Source organism: Salmonella sp. 5800, assembly GCF_046558195.1.
Lineage (GTDB): Bacteria > Pseudomonadota > Gammaproteobacteria > Enterobacterales > Enterobacteriaceae > Salmonella > Salmonella enterica.
On the sequence record NZ_JBGDOX010000006.1, the window covers coordinates 191,940 to 213,442 of the forward strand.

Annotated in this window: 26 protein-coding genes; 6 read left to right on the forward strand and 20 right to left on the reverse strand. The window is 55.4% G+C overall.

The annotated features are described in order from the left end of the window. Positions 1-22 precede the first annotated feature (22 nt). Both ACLJZ5_RS13455 and ACLJZ5_RS13460 read right to left on the reverse strand, forming a co-directional pair. Complete coding sequence (locus tag ACLJZ5_RS13455; protein ID WP_024798263.1) at positions 23-403, reverse strand: DUF4440 domain-containing protein; 381 nt, start codon at positions 401-403, stop codon at positions 23-25. Continuing rightward, positions 400-1,608 carry an MFS transporter gene (locus ACLJZ5_RS13460; protein WP_024798264.1) on the reverse strand — a complete coding sequence of 403 codons (1,209 nt, stop codon included), beginning with the start codon at positions 1,606-1,608 and terminating at the stop codon, positions 400-402. The genes ACLJZ5_RS13455 and ACLJZ5_RS13460 overlap by 4 nt, the downstream gene beginning before the upstream one ends. A gap of 87 nt (positions 1,609-1,695) precedes the next feature. On the opposite strand from ACLJZ5_RS13460, the gene ACLJZ5_RS13465 reads away from it, so the two are divergent. Next, positions 1,696-2,628, forward strand: a complete 933-nt coding sequence (locus ACLJZ5_RS13465; RefSeq protein WP_077914048.1) for a LysR family transcriptional regulator — start codon at positions 1,696-1,698, stop codon at positions 2,626-2,628. 41 nt (positions 2,629-2,669) lie between these two features. On the opposite strand, the gene ACLJZ5_RS13470 is transcribed toward ACLJZ5_RS13465, so the two are convergent. From ACLJZ5_RS13470 to ltnD, 6 genes are read right to left on the reverse strand one after another with little or no spacing between them, the layout of a single operon-like run. Beyond that, positions 2,670-4,166: a GntP family permease gene (locus ACLJZ5_RS13470; RefSeq protein ID WP_000202725.1), complete on the reverse strand. Its 1,497-nt coding sequence runs from the start codon at positions 4,164-4,166 to the stop codon at positions 2,670-2,672. Then, on the reverse strand, positions 4,163-5,113 hold the full coding sequence (gene denD / locus ACLJZ5_RS13475; protein WP_001165731.1) for a D-erythronate dehydrogenase: 951 nt from the start codon (positions 5,111-5,113) through the stop codon (positions 4,163-4,165). Before denD ends, ACLJZ5_RS13470 begins: the two co-directional genes overlap by 4 nt. A gap of 39 nt (positions 5,114-5,152) precedes the next feature. After that, positions 5,153-5,929 carry an HPr family phosphocarrier protein gene (locus tag ACLJZ5_RS13480; RefSeq protein ID WP_001136899.1) on the reverse strand — a complete coding sequence of 259 codons (777 nt, stop codon included), beginning with the start codon at positions 5,927-5,929 and terminating at the stop codon, positions 5,153-5,155. A 4-nt stretch (positions 5,930-5,933) separates the two neighbouring features. Then, positions 5,934-6,572 carry an aldolase gene (locus tag ACLJZ5_RS13485; RefSeq protein WP_000153636.1) on the reverse strand — a complete coding sequence of 213 codons (639 nt, stop codon included), beginning with the start codon at positions 6,570-6,572 and terminating at the stop codon, positions 5,934-5,936. After that, positions 6,569-7,831 carry a 3-oxo-tetronate kinase gene (gene otnK, locus ACLJZ5_RS13490; protein ID WP_024798539.1) on the reverse strand — a complete coding sequence of 421 codons (1,263 nt, stop codon included), beginning with the start codon at positions 7,829-7,831 and terminating at the stop codon, positions 6,569-6,571. The genes ACLJZ5_RS13485 and otnK overlap by 4 nt, the downstream gene beginning before the upstream one ends. Continuing rightward, complete coding sequence (ltnD, locus tag ACLJZ5_RS13495; protein WP_000206958.1) at positions 7,825-8,748, reverse strand: L-threonate dehydrogenase; 924 nt, start codon at positions 8,746-8,748, stop codon at positions 7,825-7,827. Before ltnD ends, otnK begins: the two co-directional genes overlap by 7 nt. A 196-nt stretch (positions 8,749-8,944) precedes the next feature. Here ltnD and ygbI point away from each other — a divergent pair, with 196 nt between their 5' ends. Further along, entirely contained in the window at positions 8,945-9,709 is a 765-nt protein-coding gene (gene ygbI, locus ACLJZ5_RS13500) for a DNA-binding transcriptional repressor YgbI (RefSeq protein ID WP_000613178.1), read from the forward strand. Between the two features lie 18 nt (positions 9,710-9,727). Here the strand turns inward: ygbI and ACLJZ5_RS13505 are convergent, their stop codons facing one another. Beyond that, on the reverse strand, positions 9,728-10,132 hold the full coding sequence (locus tag ACLJZ5_RS13505) for a MarR family winged helix-turn-helix transcriptional regulator (RefSeq protein ID WP_000423338.1): 405 nt from the start codon (positions 10,130-10,132) through the stop codon (positions 9,728-9,730). 170 nt (positions 10,133-10,302) lie between these two features. Between ACLJZ5_RS13505 and ACLJZ5_RS13510 the strand changes: the two genes are divergently transcribed. The 3 genes from ACLJZ5_RS13510 to ACLJZ5_RS13520 are packed head-to-tail and all read left to right on the forward strand — an operon-like array spanning position 10,303 to position 12,570. Beyond that, positions 10,303-10,896, forward strand: coding sequence for a non-oxidative hydroxyarylic acid decarboxylases subunit B (locus ACLJZ5_RS13510; RefSeq protein WP_001237180.1), 594 nt, complete (start codon positions 10,303-10,305; stop codon positions 10,894-10,896). Beyond that, positions 10,896-12,323, forward strand: coding sequence for a non-oxidative hydroxyarylic acid decarboxylases subunit C (locus ACLJZ5_RS13515; protein ID WP_024798182.1), 1,428 nt, complete (start codon positions 10,896-10,898; stop codon positions 12,321-12,323). Before ACLJZ5_RS13510 ends, ACLJZ5_RS13515 begins: the two co-directional genes overlap by 1 nt. 10 nt (positions 12,324-12,333) lie before the next feature. Further along, complete coding sequence (locus ACLJZ5_RS13520; RefSeq protein ID WP_000562964.1) at positions 12,334-12,570, forward strand: non-oxidative hydroxyarylic acid decarboxylases subunit D; 237 nt, start codon at positions 12,334-12,336, stop codon at positions 12,568-12,570. Positions 12,571-12,615: 45 nt separating this feature from the next. Here the strand turns inward: ACLJZ5_RS13520 and rpoS are convergent, their stop codons facing one another. Then, complete coding sequence (gene rpoS, locus ACLJZ5_RS13525; protein ID WP_000081498.1) at positions 12,616-13,608, reverse strand: RNA polymerase sigma factor RpoS; 993 nt, start codon at positions 13,606-13,608, stop codon at positions 12,616-12,618. A gap of 62 nt (positions 13,609-13,670) precedes the next feature. Then, on the reverse strand, positions 13,671-14,753 hold the full coding sequence (gene nlpD / locus ACLJZ5_RS13530; RefSeq protein ID WP_223149274.1) for a murein hydrolase activator NlpD: 1,083 nt from the start codon (positions 14,751-14,753) through the stop codon (positions 13,671-13,673). Between nlpD and ACLJZ5_RS13535 the strand changes: the two genes are divergently transcribed. Beyond that, the gene (locus ACLJZ5_RS13535) at positions 14,683-14,841 is read left to right on the forward strand and encodes a peptidase (RefSeq protein WP_223148970.1); all 159 of its coding nucleotides are present in this window, start codon (positions 14,683-14,685) and stop codon (positions 14,839-14,841) included. The genes nlpD and ACLJZ5_RS13535 overlap by 71 nt on opposite strands. Before the next feature lie 138 nt (positions 14,842-14,979). On the opposite strand, the gene ACLJZ5_RS13540 is transcribed toward ACLJZ5_RS13535, so the two are convergent. The 9 genes from ACLJZ5_RS13540 to cysN all read right to left on the reverse strand — a co-directional run bounded on the left by ACLJZ5_RS13540 (position 14,980) and on the right by cysN (position 21,503). After that, a complete protein-coding gene (locus tag ACLJZ5_RS13540; protein ID WP_000253545.1) occupies positions 14,980-15,606 on the reverse strand; it encodes a protein-L-isoaspartate(D-aspartate) O-methyltransferase in 627 nt (208 codons plus the stop codon). Beyond that, positions 15,600-16,361, reverse strand: a complete 762-nt coding sequence (surE, locus tag ACLJZ5_RS13545; RefSeq protein WP_001221538.1) for a 5'/3'-nucleotidase SurE — start codon at positions 16,359-16,361, stop codon at positions 15,600-15,602. Before surE ends, ACLJZ5_RS13540 begins: the two co-directional genes overlap by 7 nt. After that, positions 16,342-17,391, reverse strand: a complete 1,050-nt coding sequence (gene truD, locus ACLJZ5_RS13550) for a tRNA pseudouridine(13) synthase TruD (protein ID WP_024798183.1) — start codon at positions 17,389-17,391, stop codon at positions 16,342-16,344. Before truD ends, surE begins: the two co-directional genes overlap by 20 nt. Next, positions 17,388-17,867: a 2-C-methyl-D-erythritol 2,4-cyclodiphosphate synthase gene (gene ispF, locus ACLJZ5_RS13555; protein WP_001219244.1), complete on the reverse strand. Its 480-nt coding sequence runs from the start codon at positions 17,865-17,867 to the stop codon at positions 17,388-17,390. Before ispF ends, truD begins: the two co-directional genes overlap by 4 nt. Further along, positions 17,867-18,577 (reverse strand): 2-C-methyl-D-erythritol 4-phosphate cytidylyltransferase, encoded by a 711-nt coding sequence (gene ispD, locus ACLJZ5_RS13560; RefSeq protein WP_024798184.1) that lies wholly within the window; start codon positions 18,575-18,577, stop codon positions 17,867-17,869. Before ispD ends, ispF begins: the two co-directional genes overlap by 1 nt. A gap of 18 nt (positions 18,578-18,595) precedes the next feature. Then, the gene (gene ftsB, locus ACLJZ5_RS13565; RefSeq protein WP_000517480.1) at positions 18,596-18,907 is read right to left on the reverse strand and encodes a cell division protein FtsB; all 312 of its coding nucleotides are present in this window, start codon (positions 18,905-18,907) and stop codon (positions 18,596-18,598) included. A 190-nt stretch (positions 18,908-19,097) separates the two neighbouring features. After that, positions 19,098-19,421: a DUF3561 family protein gene (locus ACLJZ5_RS13570; RefSeq protein WP_001537530.1), complete on the reverse strand. Its 324-nt coding sequence runs from the start codon at positions 19,419-19,421 to the stop codon at positions 19,098-19,100. A 50-nt stretch (positions 19,422-19,471) separates the two neighbouring features. Continuing rightward, entirely contained in the window at positions 19,472-20,077 is a 606-nt protein-coding gene (gene cysC / locus ACLJZ5_RS13575) for an adenylyl-sulfate kinase (protein WP_001173663.1), read from the reverse strand. Beyond that, on the reverse strand, positions 20,064-21,503 hold the full coding sequence (gene cysN, locus ACLJZ5_RS13580; RefSeq protein ID WP_023254081.1) for a sulfate adenylyltransferase subunit CysN: 1,440 nt from the start codon (positions 21,501-21,503) through the stop codon (positions 20,064-20,066). Before cysN ends, cysC begins: the two co-directional genes overlap by 14 nt.

Genomic DNA, 21,503 nt, shown 5'->3' on the forward strand with positions numbered 1-21,503 from the left:
CCCACGCGCCGGCACAGGCTTTTCAGGCTGTGGCTGTCGTTTCGTGTAAATGACGCCAGACTATCCGTCCTCTTTCCCTTTTTAAAATGACCGTCGACCAGCGTACCGTCTCAGCCTGGCCCGGCAGTTGCTGTCGCTCACGATAACGCAACGCGGCGCCTTCCGGCCACTCCGCCACAAGGTCAATGTGCTCAACCACGATAACCAGCCCCGGGCGACACGCGCGCTGCGCCTGGAAAAAAGCGCCCAGCGCCGGATAATCCAGACAAACACCGCCTGGCGTTATCATCGTAAAATCAACAGCAAAACGCGCTATCAACGCCTCCAGGCTACCCACCCCCTTACTAAGCCAGTTCTCAATCGCCGCATGGGCATGAATAATTTCTTCTTTATATGGATTCATGATCTTTCCTTTTTCAGGCACAGAAGCGCCTGTCTATTGTTTAGACAGACAGCGTAAATAAGGGGCAGCAGGGTGATACCGGCGGCGGCAATAAAGGTCCAGCGATAAGCAACCTCAAGCGACATAACGCGCTGGAGCGCGTTTAACAGCAGCGTCAACAGCGTCGCGCCAAGGAAAAAGCTGAGCTGACGATTAAGATTCCATAGCGCGCTGGCGTCAGGCATGTCCCGGCGAGCAATAGTCAGGAAAGCGCCACTCTGCGCGGTACTGCTGCACAAACTGCCGCCAGCGCCCATTAAGGCGAATATCATCATCAGTACACGGTGCGATGTCGCAGGCGTAACGTTAGTTAAAAGCAGTATCCCTGCGGCCTGAAGAAGACAGCCGACGATAATCAGCGGACGCGGCCCAAGCCGATTGAAGTAACGTCCGGTAAACATAATGGCGACAAATGAAGCGATCGACCAGGGAAGCATCAGCGACCCCGCCGCCGCAGGCGATAGCTGCGCGACGTTCTGTAGATAAAACATCCCGACCACGCTGATACCAATGAACATACCCGGTACGCACAGATAGACGATCATGGCAAAACGCAGCAGCCTGTCCGTCAACAACGGCAGATGGAGCAATCTTGCTGACGCCATTGTCGTCGACGCGGCGTTCAGCCAACAATAAGCGAGCAATAAAGTGAGAACGGCCACCGGCAGCGTGGCAAAGAATATCCAGCGCCAGCCGCACGTTTCCACCAGCAGCCCACCAATCGCAGGCGAACATGCCGGCGCCAGTAGCGCCACCATCATGACAACCGATGACACGCCAGCGCGTTCATGCGGTTCAAACTGTTGCCAGGTTAACGCCTGACCAACCGGGATCAATAAGCCACCGCCCGCCCCCTGCACAATACGCCAGAAAACAAGGCTGTGTAAGGAATCGGCAAAACCTGCGGCAGCGGCGGCAACGCTAAACAGAATGAGCGAAAATATGATCAGCCGTCGTGCGCCGAGATAACGCGAAAGAAACGCGCTAAACGGAACGATCAGCGTTAATCCTGCGATATAACCGTTACTCACCCATGCCAGCGCCGATATGGACGTATGCAGATCCACGGACATCGCAGGAAAAGCCACGCTGGCAATAAACAGATTAATCAGATCAAGAAAGAAGCCGAGCAGGTAAACCACTGCCACTTTACTGCGATACGTCATTATGCATCCTCCGTCAGAGGCGCTAATGTAGCCGTCCGGAGAAAGCCAGATAAGTCCGCGCTTCAACGATATACTGTCAAAATAATTTTGACAATAAAGGAGCTCGCCATGCTCAATTTGCAGCGTATGTCGCTGTTTATCGCCGTGGTAGATAGCGGCAGCTTCACGGCCGCCGCCGCCGCATCGGGCCAAACAAAAGCGGTAGTGAGTTTTAATATTCGGCAGCTTGAAAAAGAGCTTGGCGTAACGTTACTGCTACGTTCCACCCGACGACTGACGCTCACAGACGCCGGCGTCCTCTTTTACCAAAAAGGCGTGAATTTACTCAATGCAGCGAAAAATTTGCAGGATGAAGTGCGTGCCAGCCATAGTGGGCTGGGCGGCGAGTTACGTATTACCACTACGCCCGAGTTTGGCGAACAGGTGGTCATTCCGGTACTGGCGCAGTTTAGTCAGCGCCATCCCGATCTCCGTATTCGGCATATGTCCTCATCACATCATGCCGATTTAATTGCCGAGCGCTTTGATGTGGCGATTCGGCTTGGCTCGCTGGCGGACTCCCGCTATCGCGCCGCGCTGATATCCCGCTTTACCATTCTGCCGGTCGCCGCGCCGCAGTGGCTCGCCCGCCACCCTGTGTCGTCACTGGAGTCGTTGGCCCAGGCGGAATGGATTATTCATGAGCGATTACCTACGCCGCTACGGTGGACAGTAACGAATAATCATGGCCAACACTCACGCCTGGAGATAAGCAAAGCCGGCAAAATTTCTGTCGACAGCGCGCGCTCGCTGATGGCCTTCGCTCTCGCGGGAAGCGGCGTCGCATTACTGCCGCAATGGTTAGTCAACACCGCACTGGAGGAGGGAACGTTAATTCACGTGTTACCCGACTATCATTTTCCCCTTCAGGGCATTTATGCCGTTTACCCGGATGCCCGCCATGTATCGACAAAAGTACGCGCATTTATTGATTTTTTACGTTCGCAATGGGATTGCGGGGAGCACGCCCCATCATCGTAGCCAGTCCGGGAGCATTGCGCTCCCGGACGGATAATACCGTCTTAATCCTTAACTACCAGCTTGTCTTTGATCCCCTGCGCCTGCCAACGCACCCACAGCATAATTGCCGCCAGAACGACGATCGGCAGTAACGGATCGAGCCAACTGCCGCCGGAACCAAACAGCAGGTTAATCAGCGCCACGCCGGTGCCGCCAATCGCCCAGGCAATGGTCGTCGGTACAGACCAAACCACCATCTGCTGTTTGACATCAGAGACGCCCATCATGCGGTTAACCACCCAGAACAGGCTATCGTTGAAGTAGCCGAAGAACAGCGACCCCATCGTTGCGGCCTGAGCGGCAAGCAACATATTGATGCCGGGGATCTGCGCCAGGATCGGCGCGGAAATCGAGGCGGCAGTGATCATCGCCACCGTCCCCGATCCCTGAATCAGGCGTACCAGCGTCGCCACGATAAACGGGATCAGGATCGGCGAGATCGGCAGGTTGGCAACCTGCTCCGCCAGCTGTTGCCCCGCGCCGCTGTCGCGCAGGATCGCGCCCAACGCGCCGCCAGCGCCCGTGACCAGTAAGATAATCCCGGCGCTTTGCAAGCCCTCTTCCAGACGCTCTGCGGTGGTATGTTTATCCATGCGCGGCACCAGCGTATACACCGCCAGCAGAACGCTGATGGCCAACGCGATCACTGGACTTCCCACAAAGTTGATTGCCTGTACCACCGGATGCGTCGCCAGGCCGGACCATCCTTCTACAGTGGCGAGGGTGGAACAGATAGCCTTCAGGAAGATCAGCACGATCGGCACCACAATAGGCAGCAGAGAGAGCGTCAGGCTCGGCAGATCCTTTTGCTCTTTCTCTTTATTGTACTGCTCCAGCGCGGCATTGACTTCATCGGCGTTCAGCGTACGCGGCACGAAATCAGGGTAGCGTTTATCCAGCCACTGCGCATAGAACACAATGCCGATCACACAGGGCACCGCCAGCGCCATCCCGGTCAATAACATTGCGCCGATGTCGACGTTAAAAATCCCGGCTACCCCCAGCGGGCCTGGCGTGGGAGGTACCGTATGGTGAGTGACCACCAGCCCGCCCGCCAGCGCGACGCCCAGCGTCAGTAGCGAACGCTTACCGCTTTTCGCCAGCGCTTTCGCCACCGGATAAAGAATGACAAAAGCGGAATCGACGAAAATGGGGATGCTGACAATATAACCCGTGATCGCCAGCGCCCACTCTTCACGGCGTTTCCCCAGCCATTTGATAAAGCTCCAGGCGATACGCTCCGCCGCGCCGGAAACCTCCAGCAAGCGCCCCATCATTACGCCGAGACCAATCACCAGGCCAATGCTGCCCAGCGTCGTACCGAATCCGCTGGTGATGACAGAGAGCGTTTTATCAATGCCCATTCCCCCCAACAGACCGGCGATACAGGCCGCCGCCAGCATCGCGATCAGCGCATGAACACGGGTGCGTAACACCAGCCATACCAGCACGAAAACGGCAACGATCAGGCCGATAATTGGGGTCGGTAAACTTGTCATGACCTCCCCTCCATATCATCTTGTCGAAAGCGTTCAATAATGTCATCGAAGCGTTTATCGGCGACAAAACCTAACGCCAGCGCACGCTGGTTATCGATACGTCCCGGCCAGGAGGCGACAATTTTCTCGACGCCTTCGTCGCGCTGATGCGTAACCCGATCGCGCGCCGCCTGACCGCCCGCCTGACGCAACGTTTCCAGCATCTCGCCCACGGTTACGCTGATCCCCGGTAAGTTGATGCTGCTCGCCTCGCCAGGCGCGGGTAACGTTGCGGCCAGCGACAGGTTATGGATCACCGTCGCCGGGCTGGAAATCCACAGCCGCAAACTTTCCGACACCGGGCAGACGGTCGTCTCGCCCTGCAACGGTTCACGAATAATCGCGCTGACAAAAGAAGAGGCGGCGCGGTTTGGTTTACCCGGGCGAACACAGATCGTCGGCAAACGCAGCGCCAGCCCATCCACATAGCCTTTGCGGGTATAGTCGTTGACCAACAGTTCACAGGCGGCCTTCTGCGCGCCATAAGACGAGCGCGGCGTGAGTGCGGTGGTATCGGTGACGCATTCCGGCAGCGTACCGCCATAAACGGCAAGCGAGCTGGAGAAGACAAAACGAATTTTCTGCGGTTGCCGACGACACGCCTCAAGTAACTGGCGGGTAAGATCCAGGTTAACTTTCCATCCCAGATCGAAATCGTCTTCCGCATGACTGCTGACAATCGCAGCGAGATGATAAACAACAGAGGTATTAGCGGTAATCACATTCTCCAGCACGCCCGGCTGGGTTAAGTCAGCTTCCAGGCAGCGTAAACGAGGGGAATCTGATAACCGTGCAGGCATTTTTAAATCAACAAGAAGCAGTTCGTTAAACGCCAGCGATGAGTTTAATAAGGCGCTTGCGAGTTTCTGGCCTAAAAAGCCGCCCCCGCCGGTAATGATAATCTGCATCCGGATGTCCTCTTTATTGTTGTGTAGGGTAGTTCAGGGTTAGCGCCAGGCGTTAAACCAGCCAAGCCCGTCCTGAGTGGTATTCCGTGGTTGGTATTCGCAGCCTATCCAGCCGCGATAACCTACGTCATCGAACAGCCGGAACAGCCACGGGTAGTTGATCTCGCCATCATCCGGTTCATGTCTGTCCGGTAGCGAGGCGATTTGTACATGGGCATAGCGGCCCGCGTACTCGCGAATCAGGTGACTCAAATTGCCATCCACTTTTTGCGCGTGGAAAGTGTCGAGCTGGATGAACACATTCGGGCGGTCAACCTCTTCTGCGATGCCCAGCGCCTGATATTGGCTGGAAAAGAGGTAGCCGGGTTTAACGCCGGGACTCAGCGCTTCGATCAAAATACGTTTATCGTGGGCGGCAAACCGGTCGGCGGCATAACGCAAATTATCGATAAACGTGGCGCGATAACGTGCGCCATCAGCGCCATCCGGCACGACGCCCGCCATGATGTGAACCTGCTCGCATTCCAGCGCCAGAGCGTATTCCAGAGCCAGATCGATATCGGCGCGCGCGTCGTGTTCGCGCCCCGGTAGCGCGGCACGTCCCCACTCGCCCGCCGCGGTATCGCCCGCCGAAGTATTAAACAGCGCCAGCGTCAGATCATGACGCGATAGCTGGGCTTTAATCTCGCTGGCGGCAAAGCCGTAGGGGAACAGAAACTCAACGGCCTGAAAACCGGCTTCGGCAGCAGCGGCAAAACGCTCGATAAACGGCACTTCGGTAAACATCATCGACAAATTGGCGGCAAAACGCGGCATCGGGTTATCTCCTTAACTGCGCAATTTCTTCGGTGGTTAAATAACGAATCGGGCGTTCGCCAAGGATAAAAATCAGCTTTGCCGTCTCCTCCAGCTCCTCGGTATTATTAGCGGCTTCCTGCAAATTCTCCCCGCACACGACCGGCCCATGATTAGCCAGTAAAAAGGCCTGATGCCGGGCCGCCAGCGCAGCCAAATCGCGAGCAATTCGGTCATCCCCCGGGCGATAGTAGGGAACCAGCGGAATGTCTCCCATCCGCATCACCACATAGGGGGTAAACGGGCGAATCACATTTTGCGGGTCCAGCCCTTCGAGACAGGAAAGCGCCGTTGACCAGGTGCTGTGCAGATGTACCACGGCCTTGCAGCAAGGGTTATTGCGATACAACGCCAGATGAAAACGCACCTCTTTAGACGGTTTATCGCCGCTGAGCCATTCGCCTTGCGGGTCCACTTTGGATAGCCGCTGCGGGTCGAGATTACCCAGACACGAACCGGTGGGCGTCGCCAGAATATTGCCGTCCGGCAGTAACAGCGAGAGGTTGCCTGCCGAGCCGGTAGCATAGCCGCGCTGGAAAAACGAGGCGGCTATCCTGACCATCTCTTCTCGCAAAGCGTGCTCTTCTTTTGCCAGTATCGTCATACCTGAAACTCCCTTTGAGCGCGGATGAAAAAGGATTCATCGCCAAAATTGCCTGACTTTAGCGCCAGCGAGACTGGCGCATGGAGCGCGTTGACCCACGGCACGCCGGGTGAAATGCACGGTCCGATGTGAAAACCGGTAATACCGAGGCTTTGCGTCACCACGCCCGAGGTTTCGCCGCCCGCCACAATAAACCGGGTGATACCGCCTTCCGTTAAGCGAGCGGCCAGCAGGGAAAAGAGCGCCTCTACCGCATGGCTGGCTTCGGTAGCGCCATATTGCTGCTGGATGGCGGCCAGCGCCTGCGTGGAGGCGGTGGCGCTAATCATTGGCGCCAGTTCGCTGTCCTGACTGAGCACCCACTGCGCCAGCGCTTCAGCGTAAGCCTCGCGCGTCTCGGATGACAGGCAGCGCGCCACGTCAACGTCGCGTGTGGGAGCATGTTGTCGATAGAAGGCCACCTGCTGATTCGTCATTTGCGAACAGGAACCGGAAAGCACCACCGCGCGACCGCTCAGCGGATAGCCTGCGGAACGGGCCTGAGAAACGCCGTGCTTCGCCCACTGACGGGCCAGCCCCATTGCCAGCCCGGAACCGCCAGTCACCAGCGGGGCATCACGCAAAACCTCGCCCTGGATTTCCAGGTGCCGCTCATTGAGCGCGTCAAGTACCGCGTAGCGATATCCTTCCTGCTGTAAACGCGACAGCGCCGCACGGGTCGCGGCAACGCCTTCATCAAGCGTCTGAGCCGGAATAACGCCGCAGCGCCCTTGCGCCTGCGCTTCCATCAGACGCGGCAGGTAGCTGTCGGTCATCGGATTGATAGGGTGGTGGCGCATACCGGACTCCGCCAGCAAGTGGTTCATGACAAACAGATAGCCCTGATAGACCGTGCGTCCGTTAACCGGCAGCGCGGGAGAAATTACGGTAAATGAGGTATCCAGCGCCACCATCAGCGCATCGGTGACCGGGCCGATATTGCCTTCGGCGGTACTATCGAAAGTCGAGCAATATTTGAAATAGACTTGCTGGCAGCCCTGTTTTTTCAGCCATACCAGCGCCGCTAGCGATTGTTTTATCGCCTCTTGCACCGGGCATGAGCGGGTTTTCAGGCTGATAACCACCGCGTCGCACCCTTCCGGTTGCGTCCCGGTTGGGACATCATTGATCTGCACTGTCGGCATCCCGTTTTCGACCAGAAAACTGGCGATGTCGGTCGCGCCGGTAAAATCATCGGCAATGACGCCAATTTTTAACATGACGGCTCCTCAGGCGTGACGCCAGGCAGAGTAATCCCTGAGAAAATTTTGATCACAGCGCTGTCATCCTCTTTGCCATAACCGGCGTTACTGGCGCTGGTGAACATATTTAACGCCGTAGAGGCCAGCGGTAAGGGGAAGCGCAGCGCTTTCGCCGTGTCGGCAACCAGCCCCAAATCTTTGACAAAAATGTCGACGGCCGAACGTGGGGTATAGTCGCCATCAACGACATGCTGCATACGGTTTTCGAACATCCAGGAGTTTCCGGCGGCATGGGTCACGACGTCATACATCACGTCCAGAGGAATACCGGCCCGCGCGGCCAGCGCCATCGCTTCGGCCGCCGCCGCAATATGCACGCCAGCCAGCAGTTGATGAATGATTTTGACGGTTGAACCTGCGCCCGGCGTATCGCTGATGCGATAAACGTTGCTGGCAACGGCGTCCAGCACAGGCTTCAGGCGGGTAAACGCCGCCTCGCTCCCGGAGGCCATCACCGTCATTTCGCCCTGCGCCGCTTTTACCGCGCCGCCGGAAACCGGCGCATCCAGCATGTTAAGATTCAATGCCGTCAACGCCGCGGCGATCTCTTGGGCGTCGGCGCTTGAGATCGTGGACGAAACCATCACCGCGCTTCCGGGTTTCATCAGATGGGCGACGCCATCCTCACCGAATAACACCTGTCTGACCTGGGCGGCATTGACGACCAGAATGACTAACGCATCCACGACGCCGGCGAACTCCCTGGCGCTGGCGGCAGCCCCACAAGCCCCTTCAGCAAGAAGATTCGCGCACGCTTGCGGGTTAAGATCGGCCCCCCATGTGGAAAGCCCGGCGCGCAGGCATGAACGCGCAGCGCCCATTCCCATTGAGCCAAGCCCCACAATGCCGACATGAAAATCAGTTCCTGTTGTCATTATCACTCCATGTTAATTTACGTGATATTATGTTTTGTTATGTGAATATAGGCGTTTTTGTAAACAATTGCGGTGAGTTATTTCACAAAAAATAACAAAATGTGTTATTTTTTGTGAAGGCAATCCTCATAGAACTTCACACGCTGTGACGAGAAATCGCGTAAAATCGCGACAGGACTAAAGAAAGGAGCAGACGTTGATACCTACTGAGCGTCGACAAATCATTCTTGATATGGTGGCGGAGAAAGGCATCGTCAGTATCGCTGAGCTGACCGAGCGCATGCATGTATCCCACATGACTATCCGCCGTGATTTACAAAAACTGGAGCAGCAAGGCGCGGTAATCCAGGTCTCTGGCGGCGTGCAATCATCGACTCGCGTGGCGCACGAACCCTCGCATCAGATCAAAACCGAACTGGCGACGCCGCAGAAAGCGGCGATTGGCAAATTGGCCGCCAGCCTGGTACAGCCAGAAAGCTGTATCTACCTTGATGCAGGTACTACCACGCTGGCGATCGCCAGGCAGCTGGTTACGATGAATAAACTTACGGTGGTGACGAATGATTTCGTTATCGCCGATTACCTGATGGACAATAGCGATTGCACAATTATTCACACTGGCGGGGCGGTATGCCGGGAAAACCGGTCGTGCGTCGGTGAAGCCGCGGCGACGCTTTTGCGCGGGCTGATGATTGACCAGGCCTTTATTTCCGCCTCTTCCTGGAGCGTGCGCGGTATTTCAACGCCGGCAGAAGATAAAGTCACGGTGAAACGGGCCGTCGCCAGCGCCAGCCGCCAAAAAATTCTGGTGTGCGACGCGACCAAATACGGCCAGGTCGCTACATGGCTGGCGTTACCGCTGGCGGAATTCAACCAAATCGTCACCGATGACGGCCTGCCGGAAAGCGCAATTCGGGCGCTGGCCAAAGTGGATATCTCACTGCTGATGGCCAAAAAATAGCAAAGCGGCGCAAGCCGCTTACGTCATCATCTTGCGTACCAGTTGCGTAAACTGTTCGCGTTCTTCAGCGCTCAGTCGCCCCAAAAACTCATCGTCAACGCGATCCCCCAGTGGTATCGCGGCGGCGAGCAACGTTTGGCCCTGAACGGTGAGATAGACAAAACGCCGACGTTTATCCAGCGGATCGTTTTCTCGCTTTACCAGCCCACGATTTTCCATCCGGCTTAACATCTCCGCCAGCGTCGCTTTAGTGCTGACCGCCGCTTCGGTCAGATCGACCTGTTCAATACCCGGATGTTCAGCAATAACGCGCATCACCGCATATTGAGGTTTGGTGAGCTCCGGTAGTTCATGCTGCCAGCGTGCGGTATGTTGCTGAAAAAGTTGGCGTAACAGATGAAACGCGGTGTTTCGTAACTCCATGAGCGCTCCGGATAAATTAACTTTTTCTATCATAACGACTTATGCACGGTTTTTTAATGACGAATGCTTTAGCTAAACGTGCGCAGGCGTCGGGAGCGATCTTGTCGCAAAGGCCGTGTGGGCGTATTTTGATCAAAATGTTCGTATACGAACGATATTTGAGGTAAGAAATGAGATTGATTGTGGGGATGACCGGTGCGACCGGCGCGCCGCTTGGCGTCGAGCTACTCCAGGCATTGCGGGCGATACCTGATGTTGAAACGCATCTGGTAATGTCAAAGTGGGCGAAAACCACTATTGAACTGGAGACGCCCTACACGCCCGCTGAGGTAGCCGCCCTGGCAGATTATTGTCATAGCCCGGCCGATCAGGCGGCGACCATTTCCTCCGGCTCATTTCGTACCGACGGCATGATTATTATCCCCTGCAGTATGAAAACACTGGCGGGGGTTCGCGCCGGCTATGCCGAGGGGCTGGTGGGACGCGCTGCCGATGTCGTGTTGAAAGAGGGTCGCAAGCTGGTGCTTGTGCCGCGGGAAATGCCGCTCAGCACGATTCATCTGGAAAACATGCTTGCGCTTTCTCGTATGGGGGTGGCGATAGTGCCGCCCATGCCCGCGTTCTACAACCTGCCGCAAACCGTTGACGATATTATCCAGCACATCGTAGCGCGCGTTCTCGACCAGTTTGGTCTGGAGCATACGCGCGCGCGCCGCTGGCAAGGACTGCGACAGGCAGCAAATTTTTCACAGGAGAATGGATAATGGCATTTGATGATTTGCGCAGTTTTTTACATGCGCTGGATCAGCAGGGACAACTGCTGAAAATCAGCGAGGAAGTGAATGCGGAGCCGGATCTCGCCGCCGCTGCCAACGCAACGGGACGCATCGGCGATGGCGCGCCCGCGCTGTGGTTTGACAATATTCGTGGTTTTACCGACGCCCGCGTGGCGATGAATACCATCGGTTCCTGGCAGAACCATGCCATCTCACTGGGTTTGCCGCCTAACACGCCGGTTAAAAAACAGATCGATGAATTTATTCGCCGCTGGGACAATTTTCCGGTAGCGCCGGAACGACGGACGAATCCGGGCTGGGCGGAAAATACCGTCGACGGCGACGCAATCAACCTGTTTGATATCCTGCCGCTGTTTCGTCTGAACGACGGCGACGGCGGATTCTATCTGGATAAAGCCTGTGTGGTATCACGCGATCCGCTCGATCCCGATAACTTCGGCAAGCAGAATGTCGGCATCTACCGCATGGAAGTTAAAGGCAAGCGTAAGCTGGGTCTGCAACCAGTGCCAATGCATGATATCGCATTGCACCTGCACAAAGCCGAAGAGCGCGGGGAAGATCTGCCGATTGCGATCACGTTGGGTAACGATCCGATCATTACCCTGATGGGCGCAACGCCGCTGAAATACGATCAGTCGGAGTATGAAATGGCAGGCGCGCTGCGTGAAAGCCCCTATCCTATCGCCACCGCGCCGTTGACCGGTTTTGATGTGCCGTGGGGATCTGAAGTCATTCTTGAAGGGGTCATCGAAAGCCGTAAACGTGAAATTGAAGGACCGTTCGGCGAATTTACCGGCCACTATTCCGGCGGTCGCAACATGACCGTGGTGCGTATCGATAAGGTCTCTTACCGCAGCAAACCCATTTTTGAATCGCTCTATTTGGGGATGCCGTGGACGGAAATCGACTACCTGATGGGGCCGGCGACCTGCGTGCCACTGTATCAACAGCTGAAAGCCGAATTTCCGGAAGTGCAGGCGGTAAACGCCATGTACACCCACGGCCTGCTGGCCATCATCTCGACCAAAAAACGCTACGGCGGCTTTGCCCGCGCGGTGGGCCTGCGAGCGATGACAACGCCGCACGGTCTGGGATATGTGAAGATGGTGATCATGGTCGATGAAGATGTCGATCCATTCAATCTGCCACAGGTGATGTGGGCATTGTCGTCGAAAGTGAATCCGGCAGGCGATCTGGTACAGCTACCGAATATGTCCGTCCTGGAACTGGATCCGGGCTCAAGCCCGGCGGGGATTACCGACAAGCTGATCATTGACGCCACCACGCCGGTTGCGCCAGATAACCGTGGTCACTATAGCCAGCCGGTTGTTGATTTACCGGAAACTAAAGCCTGGGCTGAAAAGCTGACCGCCATGCTGGCAAACCGTAAATAAGGAGTAACCGATGATTTGTCCACGCTGTGCCGATGCACATATTGAACTCATGGCGACTTCGCCGGTAAAAGGAGTCTGGACGGTATATCAGTGTCAGCATTGTCTGTATACCTGGCGCGATACCGAACCGTTACGCCGTACCAGCCGCGAACACTATCCACAAGCGTTTCGCATGACGCAAAAAGATATTGATGACGCGCCAATGGTGCCGAGTATCCCGCCGCTGCTGGCAGAAGACAAACGGTAAAAAAAAAGGCCAGTCGACAGACTGGCCTTTTTTTGACAAGGGTACTTACTCGCGGAACAGCGCTTCGATATTCAGCCCCTGCGTCTGCAGAATTTCGCGCAGACGGCGCAGGCCTTCAACCTGAATCTGACGAACACGTTCACGCGTAAGACCGATTTCACGGCCTACATCTTCCAGTGTCGCAGCTTCATATCCCAGCAGACCGAAACGGCGCGCCAGCACTTCACGCTGTTTGGCGTTCAGTTCGAACAACCATTTGACGATGCTCTGTTTCATATCGTCATCTTGCGTGGTGTCTTCCGGACCGTTCTCTTTTTCATCGGCCAGGATGTCCAGCAACGCTTTTTCGGAATCACCGCCCAGCGGGGTGTCTACCGAGGTAATGCGCTCGTTGAGACGAAGCATACGGCTGACGTCATCAACCGGTTTATCCAGTTGCTCTGCAATTTCTTCCGCACTCGGTTCGTGGTCCAGTTTATGCGACAACTCACGTGCGGTGCGCAGGTATACGTTCAGCTCTTTAACAATGTGAATCGGCAAGCGAATCGTACGGGTTTGGTTCATAATCGCCCGTTCGATTGTCTGGCGAATCCACCAGGTTGCGTATGTTGAGAAGCGGAACCCGCGTTCCGGGTCAAACTTCTCGACTGCACGGATAAGCCCCAGGTTGCCCTCTTCAATCAGGTCCAGCAACGCCAGTCCACGATTGCCATAACGGCGGGCAATTTTTACCACCAGACGCAGGTTACTCTCAATCATGCGACGGCGAGAAGCGACATCTCCACGCAGTGCGCGACGCGCAAAATAGACTTCTTCTTCGGCTGTTAACAGTGGTGAATACCCAATCTCACCAAGGTAAAGCTGAGTCGCGTCCAACACACGCTGTGTGGCCCCTTGCGATAACAGCTCTTCTTCAGCCAGGTCGTTATCACTGGGTTCCTCTTCACTCAAGGCTTTTTCGTCAAAAGCCTCTACTCCGTTCTCATCAAATTCCGCGTCTTCATTTAAATCATGAACTTTCAGCGTATTCTGACTCATAAGGTGGCTCCTACCCGTGATCCCTTGACGGAACTAGCAAGTCAAAGCCTGGTTCCGCCGCTTTATCGCTGCGGTAAATAACGCAGCGGGTTTACGGATTTCCCCTTGTAACGAATTTCAAAATGCAAGCGTGTAGAGCTGGTGCCGGTGCTACCCATAGTAGCGATTTTTTGCCCCGCCTTAACTTCCTGTTGTTCCCGGACCAGCATCGTATCATTATGGGCGTAGGCACTCAGGTAATCATCGTTATGTTTGATGATAATAAGATTACCGTAACCACGCAGTGCGTTACCGGCATATACGACGCGCCCATCAGCGGTTGCGACGATAGCCTGTCCCTTACTGCCTGCAATGTCGATCCCTTTATTGCCCCCTTCGGAAGCGCCAAAGTTTTCGATCACTTTGCCATCCGTCGGCCAGCGCCATGCGGAAATCGGCGCGCTGGTTGACGTACTGCTTGCATTTGGTTCGGTCGTGCTTACCGTTGGTGCCGTTACAGGCGCTGTGACAACCGTCCCAGCAGGCTTGTTGTTTGGCAACATTTTGTTAGCACTTTGTTCACCTGAGCCCTCAGAATACGTAATTGTTGGTTGAGACGCAACTGCAACGGTGGAATTTTGTGCAGACCTGGTCACAACTCCTTGCTGTGCTGCATCCGCCTGGGTGATCGCATTTCCGCCAGTAATTGGCGTACCGGATGCGTTACCAACTTGCAAAGTTTGCCCTACATTCAGGCTATACGGGGCAGAAATACTGTTTCTCTGGGCCAGATCGCGGAAATCGTTCCCGGTAATCCAGGCGATGTAAAAAAGCGTATCACCCTTTTTCACGGTGTAAGTACTGCCACCCGTATAGCTACCTTTCGGAATATTCCCATACTGGCGATTGTATACAATTCGCCCATTTTCCATCTGCACGGGTTGTTCCGTGACCGGTTGAGTTTGCATGGGCTGCGTTACAGGACGCTGAACGGGTTGAATTTGCGGCGCTTGTTGCGGCGTTTGTTGCGTCGTCGCGCCCATTTTTGGCGGCGGTGTGATCAACATCCCGGAATTGGTATTTGATGACGAACCACTGTCCACAGACGTGACCGGCGCCGGAGGGTTTGACGAACTGGTACAACCTGCCAGCCATAGTGAAACCAGTGATAGTGCCGCAATGCGACTAACGGTGAATTTTGGGCTTCCCGCGCTCATTTATCCCCCAGGAAAAAATTTGGTTAACAACCAGTGACGTAAGAACCGTGCAACGCATTAAGTGAACACGGGAAAATGTGTTCACGATACGCTTAACCCACCGGGAATAACCAGGAAAACTCCAGGTATTCGTTTCGGCTTCATCAGGCGTAAGAGTGGGTGTTTGCAGGGCAAACTAGGCCAGCTCTCCCTTGACTAACGGGACGAAGCGAACGGCCTCCACGGTATCGATAATAAATTCGCCGCCCCGGCGACGCACGCGTTTCAAAAACTGCTGCTCATCGCCCACGGGCAGAACAAGAATGCCGCCTTCATCCAACTGTGCCATGAGCGCGGTAGGAATTTCCGGCGGCGCGGCCGTCACAATGATAGCGTCAAACGGCGCACGCGCCTGCCAGCCCTGCCAGCCATCGCCATGACGGGTAGAAACATTATGTAAATCGAGCTGCTTCAGGCGGCGGCGCGCCTGCCATTGCAGCCCCTTAATCCGCTCAACGGAGCAAACGTGATGAACCAGATGCGCCAGAATCGCCGTCTGATAGCCGGAACCGGTGCCAATTTCCAACACCCTGGATTGCGGCGTCAGTTCGAGCAGCTCCGTCATTCGCGCCACCATATAGGGCTGCGAAATCGTCTGACCCTGGCCTATCGGCAAAGCGATATTTTCCCAGGCCTTATGTTCAAACGCTTCATCAATAAATTTCTCGCGCGGCACTGCGGCAAGCGCATTAAGCACCTGCTCATCTCTGATGCCCTGCGCGCGCAATTGTTCAAGAAGAGCCTGTACACGTCCACTTACCATTGCGTGCCAACTCCCACGCTGTCTAACCAGTCTGAAACCACATCATGCGCGCTGTGCGCGGTTAAATCCACATGCAACGGCGTGACGGAGACGTAGCCTTCATCCACCGCCGCGAAATCGGTATCCGGCCCGGCATCGTATTTATCGCCCGGCGGGCCAATCCAGTACAATGTATTACCGCGCGGATCTTCCTGCGGGATTACTTTATCCGCTGGATGGCGGCTACCACAGCGAGTCACGCGGATGCCTTTAACCTGCGCTAACGGTAGATCCGGGACATTCACGTTGAGAATACGCCCGGTACGCAACGGCTCCCGGCTTAACCCTCGCAAAAGCGCGCAAGTCACGGCTGCAGCCGTATCATAATGCTGATAGCCGTTAAGGGAGACCGCTAATGCCGGAAAGCCGAGATGACGACCTTCCATCGCCGCGGCGACTGTACCGGAATAGATCACATCATCGCCCAGATTCGGACCCGCGTTAATACCGGAAACGACAATATCCGGACGCGGACGCATTAAGGCATTAACGCCCAGATAGACGCAATCGGTCGGCGTCCCCATCTGTACGGCGATATCGCCATTATCAAAGGTAAAAGTACGAAGCGAAGATTCCAGCGTGAGGGAATTAGACGCGCCGCTGCGGTTACGATCCGGGGCTACGACCTGTACATCAGCAAACTCACGCAGCGCTTTCGCCAGCGTTTGTATACCGGGCGCGTGAACCCCGTCATCGTTACTCAGCAATATGCGCATAATCACCCATTGTGTTGATCAGTTCCCTTACTACGCTGGTGGCAAAACTGCCTGCGGGCAGCCAGAAACGTAACTCGACGGTAACGTCATCCCACCAGTTCCAGCTTAATTGTTGCGGATAAAGCAGCATCGCTCTGCGCGACGCCTCTACTTTTTCGCGCAGCAACAGCGATTGCAACACCGTTTCCTGGGCAATGGCATCTTGCTCAAACGCCAGCGCCGCACGCTGTGTTCCCCACTCTCCGCTGCCCGGCAACGATGCTGTAATCATCAGCTCTTTTTCGTCTACCCGGCGCTGCAATTCAGGCAGTTCTTCAGATGTCGCGACGAACCAGCTTCCACGCCCCGCTAATTGTAGCGCATCGCCGTCAACAACTTGATTAAAGTCTGGTTTCTTCAGCCGCTGGTGAACAATTTGATTAAACAACGTGCTACGCGCCGCCGACAACCAAAAACTGCGTTTATTGCGATCGCGCACCGGCGCGTTACTTTGCGCCCAGCGCAGCGCGCCCTGCAAGTTGCTGCCGCCAATGCCGAATCGCTGTGCGCCGAAATAGTTCGGCACGCCGCCATCGCGAATCGCCTGCAATCGTGTTTCGACATCGCGGCGATCGCTTATTTCACGCAACACCAGCGTAAAGGCATTGCCTTTCAGCGCGCCTAAACGCAGCTTACGCTTGTGACGCGCGTATTCCAGCACTTTACAACCTTCCAGCTGAAAGGCGCTGAAATCGGGCATCTCTTTCCCCGGCACGCGCGCGCACAGCCACTGCTCGGTAACGGCGTGTTTATCTTTTTGCCCGGCAAAGCTCACTTCGCGAGCGTGAATTTTCAGGAATTTCGCCAGCGCGTCAGCGACAAAACGGGTATTGCAACCGTTTTTCAAAATACGCAGCAGAATGTGCTCGCCTTCACCATCCGGCGTAAAGCCTAAATCTTCAACCACCACAAAATCTTCCGGATTCGCTTTCAGCAATCCGCTACCTTGTGGTTTTCCGTGCAGCCAGGTGAGATTGTCAAACTCTGTCATTTCGCCGCCTTCATCAGCAACGCGACCGCTTCGCAGGCAATGCCTTCTCCGCGTCCGGTAAATCCGAGCTTTTCCGTCGTCGTCGCCTTCACGTTAACGTCATCCATATGGCAGCCGAGATCTTCGGCGATAAAGACGCGCATTTGCGGAATATGCGGCAGCATTTTCGGCGCCTGCGCAATAATGGTGACATCCACGTTGCCGAGGGTGTACCCCTTCGCCTGAATACGACGCCAGGCTTCACGCAGTAGTTCGCGGCTATCCGCTCCCTTAAATGCCGGATCGGTATCCGGGAAGAGCTTGCCGATATCGCCAAGCGCCGCCGCGCCCAGCAGCGCATCGGTCAGCGCATGTAACGCCACATCGCCATCGGAATGCGCCAATAGCCCTTTTTCATAAGGGATACGCACGCCGCCAATAATAATCGGCCCTTCTCCGCCAAACGCGTGTACGTCAAAACCGTGTCCAATTCGCATTATGCTTTCTCCTGGTGGATGGTTCGGGTCAGATAAAATTCCGCCAGCGCCAGATCTTCCGGACGGGTGACCTTGATGTTATCCGCGCGACCTTCTACCAGCGCCGGATGAAAACCACAATACTCCAGCGCTGACGCTTCGTCGGTGATGGTCGCGCCTTCATTCAGCGCACGCGTCAGACAATCGTGCAAGAGTTCGCGGGGGAAAAACTGCGGGGTGAGCGCGTGCCATAAATCGGCGCGCTCTACGGTATGGGCAATAGCGGTTTTCCCTGGTTCGCCGCGTTTCATGGTGTCGCGCACCGGACTGGCGAGGATACCGCCGACCCGGCTGTTTTCGCTGATGGTCAGCAACCGCGCAAGGTCATCCTGATGCAAACAGGGTCTTGCCGCGTCGTGCACCAGCACCCACTGCGCCTTTGCAACGGCCTGCAACCCGGCCAAAACAGAATCAGCGCGTTCGTTGCCGCCATCCACAACGGTGATTTGCGGATGATTCGCCAGCGGAAGTTGGGCAAAGCGATGATCGCCAGGGCTGATAGCAATAACAACGCGTGTCACCCGAGGATGCGCCAGCAGCGCATGAACTGAGTGCTCCAGAATGGTTTTATTACCGATTGAGAGATACTGCTTAGGACATTCTGTTTGCATTCGGCGGCCAAATCCGGCCGCCGGCACCACGGCGCAAACGTCCAATAAAGTGGCTGCCATGTTAAATCCCTGGATGGTTTATCGATGAGTTTGCCCCGCCGTTGCCGCGCGTTTTGAGGCGTCAGGCACCAGACGATAGAAGGTTTCGCCCGGTTTGGTCATGCTAAGTTCGTTGCGCGCGCGCTCCTCAATCGCTTCCTGGCCGCCATTGAGATCGTCAATTTCGGCAAAAAGCTGATCGTTACGCGCTTTAAGTTTGGCGTTTGTCGCCTGCTGCGCGACCACATCATCGTTGACGCGGCTATAGTCATGTATGCCGTTCTTACCGAACCACAGCGAGTACTGTAGCCAGACCAGTAAAGCCAGCAACAGCAGCGTTAGTTTACCCATCCTGCCCCCTGAAAAACGGCATCATCATCCCATAACGTCCTCTGTGACTCCACATTCAGGACGGGATTGCCGCGACAACGCCGGCAAATGTACCACATTTGCCGGATGTTACGTATACCCGAGTAAGGAGAACATAATCTCATTGTTGGTTACGGTTTGAATTATGACCGGAGGCGCAGTGATAACCCGTCTACCCTAATAGCCATATGAATAACGCGCCGAACAGCGCGCCTACGGCCAGTAGAGTAAACATGATGCTAAAAAGTATTTTGCCCTTTACCAACAGATGCAACGCAATGCCGATAATCACCGATACCGGCATTAACGCGAGGAAAAAGGGCCAGGTATAGAGGAAAAAAAACAGCGTGTTAGGGCCATAAAGCAGAAAAGGGATCCCCAACGCCAGCAGCCATGACACAAAGCCGACCACCGCCCCCGGAAATGCACTGGTGGCGTCATCGTCGACCATGAAGGCGTCTGACCTTGTGAAAGTAATGTTATGGCTATTACGCATATTAAATCCTGTAACCTTGACCATACCGGGCATACAAGCCCGGTGGTGTCTCAGGATCTGATAATATCGCGCCGTCTCAGCAGGTCTAATAATTGGGAAACCAAATTTGTTACTAATTGTTCACCATTAAGATGAACCTGGGGCGAGTCAGGCGCTTCGTAAATGGCGTCAATACCGGTAAAGTTACGCAACTCGCCCGCGCGCGCTTTTTTATACAATCCTTTAGGATCGCGCTGTTCACAGATAGCCAGCGGCGTATTGACATAAATCTCGATAAAACGATCGTGGCCGACGCGCTCTTTTACCAGTTGCCGCTCGGCGCGGTGCGGAGAAATAAATGCCGTCAAAACAATCAGGCCGGCGTCCGCCATCAGGCTGGCCACTTCGCCTACCCGCCGGATATTTTCCTGGCGATCGGCATCGCTAAAGCCTAAATCACGGCACAAACCGTGGCGCACATTATCGCCATCCAACAGGTAGGTACTGACGCCACGCTGATGTAACGCCTCTTCCAGCGCGCCGGCCACCGTTGATTTTCCCGAACCGGAGAGTCCGGTAAACCACAGCACCACGCCACGGTGGCCGTGGAGCTGTTCACGAGCGGCGACAGTAACGGGATGAGAGTGCCAGACCACGTTCTCATCATGCAGCGCCATGTTTATCTCCCAGCAAATCGCGGGCGTCCCAGTGCGGAAAATGACGGCGTACCAGCGCATTCAGCTCCAGCTCAAACGCACTGTATTCCACGGGCGGCGTCGCTCCGCGTTCGTCCAGTTCCCGCACCATGCCAGCGCCCACGGTAACGTTAGAAAGTCGGTCGATAAAAATCAGTCCGCCCGTCACCGGATTTTGCTGATAAATATCCAGCGCGAGCGGCTCATCGAATGTCATCTCCACCAGACCAATACCGTTTAACGGCAGACTCTCGACGTCTCGTTGGGTCAGATTGTTGATATCAACCTGATAGCGAATAGCCTCGATACGCGCGCGGGTTTTCTTACCCGCGAGTTTAACGTCGTAGCTTTGGCCCGGCGCCAACGGCTGTTCCGCCATCCATACCACGTCGATCGCGGCGTGCCGCGCAGGTGCCAGCGTCTCGTTTGCCGCCAGCAGCAGATCGCCGCGGCTAATATCAATGTCGTCGTTGAGTACCAGGGTAATGGCTTCGCCCGCACAGGCTTCTTCTTTATCGCCATCAAAAGTGACGATACGCGCCACGCTGGATTCCACGCCAGACGGCAGCACTTTAATGCGCTCTCCGACTTTGACGCTACCAGACGCCAGAGTGCCGGCATACCCCCGAAAATCAAGATTCGGGCGATTGACGTATTGTACCGGAAAGCGCATCGGCTGACGGTCTACCGCACGCTGTATGTCTACCGTTTCCAGGACTTCCAGCAGCGTCGGACCGCTGTACCAGCGCATATTCGCGCTCTGCGCGGCGACATTATCCCCTTCCAGCGCCGAAAGCGGGACAAAGCGAATATCCAGATCGCCCGGCAACTGTTCAGCAAAGGTCAGGTAATCTTCACGAATACGGGCGAAGGTCTCTTCGCGGTAGTCAACGAGATCCATTTTGTTGATTGCCACCACCAGGTGTTTGATCCCCAACAGAGTGGAGATAAAGCTATGGCGACGCGTCTGATCCAGCACGCCTTTACGCGCGTCGATCAGTAGGATCGCCAGATCGCAGGTGGACGCTCCGGTCGCCATATTCCGGGTATATTGTTCATGGCCCGGCGTGTCGGCGATAATAAATTTTCGTTTTTCCGTGGAGAAATAGCGGTACGCGACGTCAATAGTAATGCCCTGCTCACGCTCGGCCTGCAGCCCATCTACCAGCAGCGCCAGATCGAGTTTTTCTCCCTGCGTGCCATGACGTTTACTGTCATTATGCAGAGAAGAGAGCTGATCTTCATAAATTTGCAGGGTATCGTGCAGCAAACGACCTATCAACGTACTTTTACCGTCATCAACGCTGCCACAGGTTAAAAAACGCAGCAGGCTTTTGTGTTGTTGGGCAATCATCCAGGCTTCGACGCCGCCTTCATTGGCGATTTGTTGTGCAAGTATGGTGTTCAT

Bases quoted from the DNA above. Each gene is read 5' to 3' on its own strand.
- ACLJZ5_RS13455 (WP_024798263.1), bottom strand. From the start codon at position 403: ATGAATCCATATAAAGAAGAAATTATTCATGCCCATGCGGCGATTGAG.
- ACLJZ5_RS13460 (WP_024798264.1), bottom strand. From the start codon at position 1,608: ATGACGTATCGCAGTAAAGTGGCAGTGGTTTACCTGCTCGGCTTCTTT.
- ACLJZ5_RS13470 (WP_000202725.1), bottom strand. From the start codon at position 4,166: ATGACAAGTTTACCGACCCCAATTATCGGCCTGATCGTTGCCGTTTTC.
- denD (WP_001165731.1), bottom strand. From the start codon at position 5,113: ATGCAGATTATCATTACCGGCGGGGGCGGCTTTTTAGGCCAGAAACTC.
- ACLJZ5_RS13480 (WP_001136899.1), bottom strand. From the start codon at position 5,929: ATGCCGCGTTTTGCCGCCAATTTGTCGATGATGTTTACCGAAGTGCCG.
- ACLJZ5_RS13485 (WP_000153636.1), bottom strand. From the start codon at position 6,572: ATGACGATACTGGCAAAAGAAGAGCACGCTTTGCGAGAAGAGATGGTC.
- otnK (WP_024798539.1), bottom strand. From the start codon at position 7,831: ATGTTAAAAATTGGCGTCATTGCCGATGATTTTACCGGCGCGACCGAC.
- ltnD (WP_000206958.1), bottom strand. From the start codon at position 8,748: ATGACAACAGGAACTGATTTTCATGTCGGCATTGTGGGGCTTGGCTCA.
- ACLJZ5_RS13505 (WP_000423338.1), bottom strand. From the start codon at position 10,132: ATGGAGTTACGAAACACCGCGTTTCATCTGTTACGCCAACTTTTTCAG.
- ACLJZ5_RS13510 (WP_001237180.1), top strand. From the start codon at position 10,303: ATGAGATTGATTGTGGGGATGACCGGTGCGACCGGCGCGCCGCTTGGC.
- ACLJZ5_RS13515 (WP_024798182.1), top strand. From the start codon at position 10,896: ATGGCATTTGATGATTTGCGCAGTTTTTTACATGCGCTGGATCAGCAG.
- ACLJZ5_RS13520 (WP_000562964.1), top strand. From the start codon at position 12,334: ATGATTTGTCCACGCTGTGCCGATGCACATATTGAACTCATGGCGACT.
- rpoS (WP_000081498.1), bottom strand. From the start codon at position 13,608: ATGAGTCAGAATACGCTGAAAGTTCATGATTTAAATGAAGACGCGGAA.
- ACLJZ5_RS13540 (WP_000253545.1), bottom strand. From the start codon at position 15,606: ATGGTAAGTGGACGTGTACAGGCTCTTCTTGAACAATTGCGCGCGCAG.
- surE (WP_001221538.1), bottom strand. From the start codon at position 16,361: ATGCGCATATTGCTGAGTAACGATGACGGGGTTCACGCGCCCGGTATA.
- truD (WP_024798183.1), bottom strand. From the start codon at position 17,391: ATGACAGAGTTTGACAATCTCACCTGGCTGCACGGAAAACCACAAGGT.
- ispF (WP_001219244.1), bottom strand. From the start codon at position 17,867: ATGCGAATTGGACACGGTTTTGACGTACACGCGTTTGGCGGAGAAGGG.
- ispD (WP_024798184.1), bottom strand. From the start codon at position 18,577: ATGGCAGCCACTTTATTGGACGTTTGCGCCGTGGTGCCGGCGGCCGGA.
- ftsB (WP_000517480.1), bottom strand. From the start codon at position 18,907: ATGGGTAAACTAACGCTGCTGTTGCTGGCTTTACTGGTCTGGCTACAG.
- ACLJZ5_RS13570 (WP_001537530.1), bottom strand. From the start codon at position 19,421: ATGCGTAATAGCCATAACATTACTTTCACAAGGTCAGACGCCTTCATG.
- cysC (WP_001173663.1), bottom strand. From the start codon at position 20,077: ATGGCGCTGCATGATGAGAACGTGGTCTGGCACTCTCATCCCGTTACT.
- cysN (WP_023254081.1), bottom strand. From the start codon at position 21,503: ATGAACACCATACTTGCACAACAAATCGCCAATGAAGGCGGCGTCGAA.